This is a genomic window from Micromonospora sp. D75 (genome assembly GCF_018070405.1).
GTDB lineage: Bacteria > Actinomycetota > Actinomycetes > Mycobacteriales > Micromonosporaceae > Micromonospora > Micromonospora chalcea.
Genome location: NZ_JAGPXV010000579.1, coordinates 1 through 3,795 on the forward strand (window position 1 = coordinate 1; position 3,795 = coordinate 3,795).

A 3,795-nucleotide genomic window follows, 5' to 3' on the forward strand; every position below is an offset into this window, starting at 1 on the left:
CTCCCGACCCGGCCGCCGGTTCCGAAGCCGCCGATCGAGCGTCCGGGCAGGCCACCGGCATTCCGGCCGACAGCGAGACCGCCACCGGCACCGGCACCGGCGATGCCGCACCGGCGCCGGAAGCGGCGGCGACCACGCCACGGGTGACCCGGCCGCGCCGTACCCGCGCGGGCCGGTCCAGCGGGACTACCGACGGGCCGGTGTCATCCGCCGACGGCACAGCACCCCGCCCCGGAGACGTCACCACTCCCAGCGCCGGCGCGGGCACCACCGCGAAGGACGCATCACCGGCCACCGCCGACAGCCACGTTCCCGGCCCGCGTACGGACAGCGGCTCCCTCGCCGGGCCGGTCACGGCCGACGCGGGCAGTGACACCCCCGCCGCGCCACCGGCCGAAGCCCCCGGAGACACCGGCGCGGCCGGCCGCGCCGCCCGCCCCCGGCGTACCCGCACTCCGAAGGCGCCGCGCGCCACCGGTCCGGCCTCCCCCGGCCCGGCCGAGACCGCGCCGACGACACCGGGCGGCCGAACCGAAGCTGCGCCGAGCGGGGGAGCCGACGCCGAGCCGATCCCCCAGGCCACGAACCCGGACCGGGACGACACGAGCACCGACTCGAACGTGGTGGCGCCGACCGGGCGTACCGGACGCAACTTCTTCTTCGACGACCCGGCGCCCGCCCCGTCGACCCGGCCGCGGTTCGCGATGTTCGAGGACGTGACCGGGCAGCCCGGCGAGGTGCGCCCGGCCTGGCCGATCACCCCGGCGGGCCGGCCGCACCGCGCGACCGCCGAACCGGACGCGCCGGACCGGGACGCCGCGGACGCGGTCGCCCCGGGCGAGCCGGCGCCGCGTCCCCGGCACCGTGGTCTGCCCGAGCCGGGTGCGAGCACCGGTTGGGACGCGCTCGCCACGAACGCCCGCCCGGCGGGGCCGCTCGCCCGGCCGGAGGCGGGGATGCCGCTCGCCCGGCCCGAGGCGGCGACTGCCGTACCGGGCGAGGCGGGCGCCGCGCCGCCGGAGGCCACGGAGACGGAGGCGGACTCCCGGCGCGGGCGGCACTCCGGACCGGACGACGCCGACGCGCCCGCCGGGAAGTCGAAGGCCCGGCGCGGCCTGTTCCGGCGCAACCGGGCCAAGGATGAGCCGGAGCCGGCCGAGCGTACGGCCGAACCGACCACTGCGGCCGACGACGAGTACGTGGACTGGGTCGCCGGTCTCGCCTCGGACGACAACGCCGACGACGCCCGCTCGCTGCGTACCGGGCGGCACCACCGCGACTGAACGAGCACCGGGGCGGGCCGGGACACCAGGCCCGCCCCGGCTCCGGTCACGCCAGTGGCAGGTAGACCCGTGACCCGCCGGCGACGAACTCCTCCGACTTGTCGCGCATGCCCCGCGCGGCGTACTCCTTCAACTCCTGCGTGATCTTCATGGAACAGAACTTCGGGCCGCACATCGAGCAGAAGTGCGCGGTCTTCGCGGGCTCGGCGGGCAGCGTCGCGTCGTGGTACGCCCGTGCGGTCTCCGGGTCGAGCGCCAGGTTGAACTGGTCTTCCCAGCGGAACTCGAACCGGGCCTTGGAGAGCGCGTCGTCCCACGCCTGCGCGCCGGGGTGCCCCTTGGCCAGGTCGGCCGCGTGCGCGGCGATCTTGTACGCGATCACGCCCGCCTTCACGTCGTCGCGGTCGGGCAGCCCGAGGTGCTCCTTCGGGGTGACGTAGCAGAGCATGGCGGTGCCGAACATGCCGATCATCGCCGCGCCGATCGCCGAGGTGATGTGGTCGTACGCGGGCGCGACGTCGGTGGTCAGCGGCCCGAGCGTGTAGAACGGCGCCTCGTGGCACCACTCCTGCTGGAGGTTTACGTTCTCCTTGATCTTGTGCATCGGCACGTGCCCGGGGCCCTCGATCATCACCTGGACGTCGTACTCCCAGGCGATCTTCGTCAGTTCGCCGAGCGTGCGCAGCTCGGCGAACTGCGCCTCGTCGTTGGCGTCCGCGATGGAACCGGGGCGCAGCCCGTCACCGAGGGAGAACGTCACGTCGTACTTCGCGAGCAGCGAACACAGCTCCCGGAAGTTGGTGTAGAGGAAGTTCTCCTCGTGGTGCGCCAGGCACCAGGCCGCCATGATCGAGCCACCCCGGGACACGATGCCCGTCACCCGGTCCACCGCCAGCGGCACGTACGGCAGCAGCACCCCGGCGTGCACGGTCATGTAGTCGACGCCCTGCTCCGCCTGCTCGATGACGGTCTCGCGGAACACCTCCCAGCTCAGCTCCACCGGGTCACCGCCGACCTTCTCCAGCGCCTGGTAGATCGGCACCGTGCCGATCGGCACGGGCGCGTTCCGCACGATTGCCTCGCGCGTCTCGTGAATACGCTTGCCGGTGGACAGGTCCATCACGGTGTCCGCGCCCCACCGCGTGGCCCAGGTCAGCTTCTCCACCTCCTCGGCCACCGACGAGGTGACAGCCGAGGTGCCGATGTTCGCGTTGACCTTCACCAGGAACGCCTTGCCGATGATCGCCGGCTCGCACTCCGGGTGGTTCACGTTCAGCGGCAGCACGGCCCGCCCGGCCGCGATCTCGTCCCGCACGAACTCCGGCGACACCGACTCCCGGATCGCCACGAACTCCATCTCCGGCGTGACGATCCCGGCCCGCGCGTACGCGAGCTGAGTCGGACGGGTTCCGGCCAGCGGCGTACCGGCGCCGCGTACCGGTGCGACGTCGCCGCGCTCGGCGATCCACGGCCCGCGCAGCGCGGGCAGCCCCACCTCCGGGTCGGAGCCGGGACCGGAGGTGTCGTAGAGCCGTACCGGTGGGTTGTCCCCGGTCAGCGGCACCTCGGCGAACGGCACCCGGATGTCCGGGCGCGACCCTTCCACGTACACCTTGCGACGTGCCTGCATGACAGCCTCCCTGTCGCTCATGCGGACCAGCCGAAGTGGTCCAGCGGGCCGCGTCCCGCGCCCAGCTCCCAGGTCCGCGCGCCGGTCAGCGCGCGGGTCACGTACTCCTTGGCGGCCGCCACCGCGACCGGCACCGCGTCACCCGCGGCGAGCCGGACCGCGACGGCGGCCGAGAACGAACAGCCGGTGCCGTGGTTGTGCCGGGTGTCCACCCGGGGCGCGCGCAGCAGCCGAGTGGTTCCGCCGCCGGCCAGCACGTCCACCGACTCGCCGTCGGCGTCCACGTCACCGCCGGTCACCACCACGAACGCCGGTCCGCGCGCCGCCAGCGCCTCGGCCGCCGCCACCATCTCCTCGACCGTGCCCACCGGGCCTCCGGTGAGGGCCGCGGCCTCCGCGCAGTTCGGCGTCGCCACTTCCGCGTACGGCAGGAGCCGCTCGACCGCCTCCACCACGCCGAGCCGGTGCCCACTGGTGGCGACCAGCACCGGGTCGACGACCAGGTGTGGCAGCCGCCCGGCCCGGGCCGCCTCGGCCACCGCGTCGGCGACCGCCGGGGTGCCGAGCATGCCGCTCTTCACGGCCCGCACGTCGAAGTCGCCGAGCACGCTGTCCATCTGGTCGCGCACCGTCTGCGGGGGCAGCGGCAGGACGGCGTCCACGCCCCTGGTGCTCTGCGCGGTGACAGCGGTGAGCACGCTCGTGCCGTACGCGCCGAGCGCGGCGAACGTCTTGAGGTCGGCCTGGATGCCTGCTCCTGCTCCGGAGTCGGATCCGGCGATCGTGAGGACTGTTCTCGGCGTCACTGGTCTTCTCCGTTTGTTGCGGTTGGGGGCTGCGGCCGACCGTGCCCACTCCGGGCGGTCAGGCTTGATCCCTCCG

Annotated in this window: 2 protein-coding genes and 1 pseudogene; 1 reads left to right on the plus strand and 2 read right to left on the minus strand. The window is 74.2% G+C overall.

The features are described from left to right. A pseudogene (locus tag KBX39_RS25775) lies at window positions 1-1,283 on the plus strand (hypothetical protein); the annotation flags it as partial. Between the two features lie 46 nt (window positions 1,284-1,329). Here KBX39_RS25775 and thiC read toward each other — a convergent pair. Together thiC and thiD are read right to left on the minus strand one after the other, a co-directional pair. After that, on the minus strand, window positions 1,330-2,913 hold the full coding sequence (thiC, locus tag KBX39_RS25780; RefSeq protein WP_210872927.1) for a phosphomethylpyrimidine synthase ThiC: 1,584 nt from the start codon (window positions 2,911-2,913) through the stop codon (window positions 1,330-1,332). Window positions 2,914-2,930: 17 nt separating this feature from the next. Then, window positions 2,931-3,719: a bifunctional hydroxymethylpyrimidine kinase/phosphomethylpyrimidine kinase gene (gene thiD / locus KBX39_RS25785; RefSeq protein WP_210872929.1), complete on the minus strand. Its 789-nt coding sequence runs from the start codon at window positions 3,717-3,719 to the stop codon at window positions 2,931-2,933. Window positions 3,720-3,795: the final 76 nt, after the last annotated feature.

Bases quoted from the DNA above. Each gene is read 5' to 3' on its own strand.
- thiC (WP_210872927.1), bottom strand. From the start codon at position 2,913: ATGCAGGCACGTCGCAAGGTGTACGTGGAAGGGTCGCGCCCGGACATC.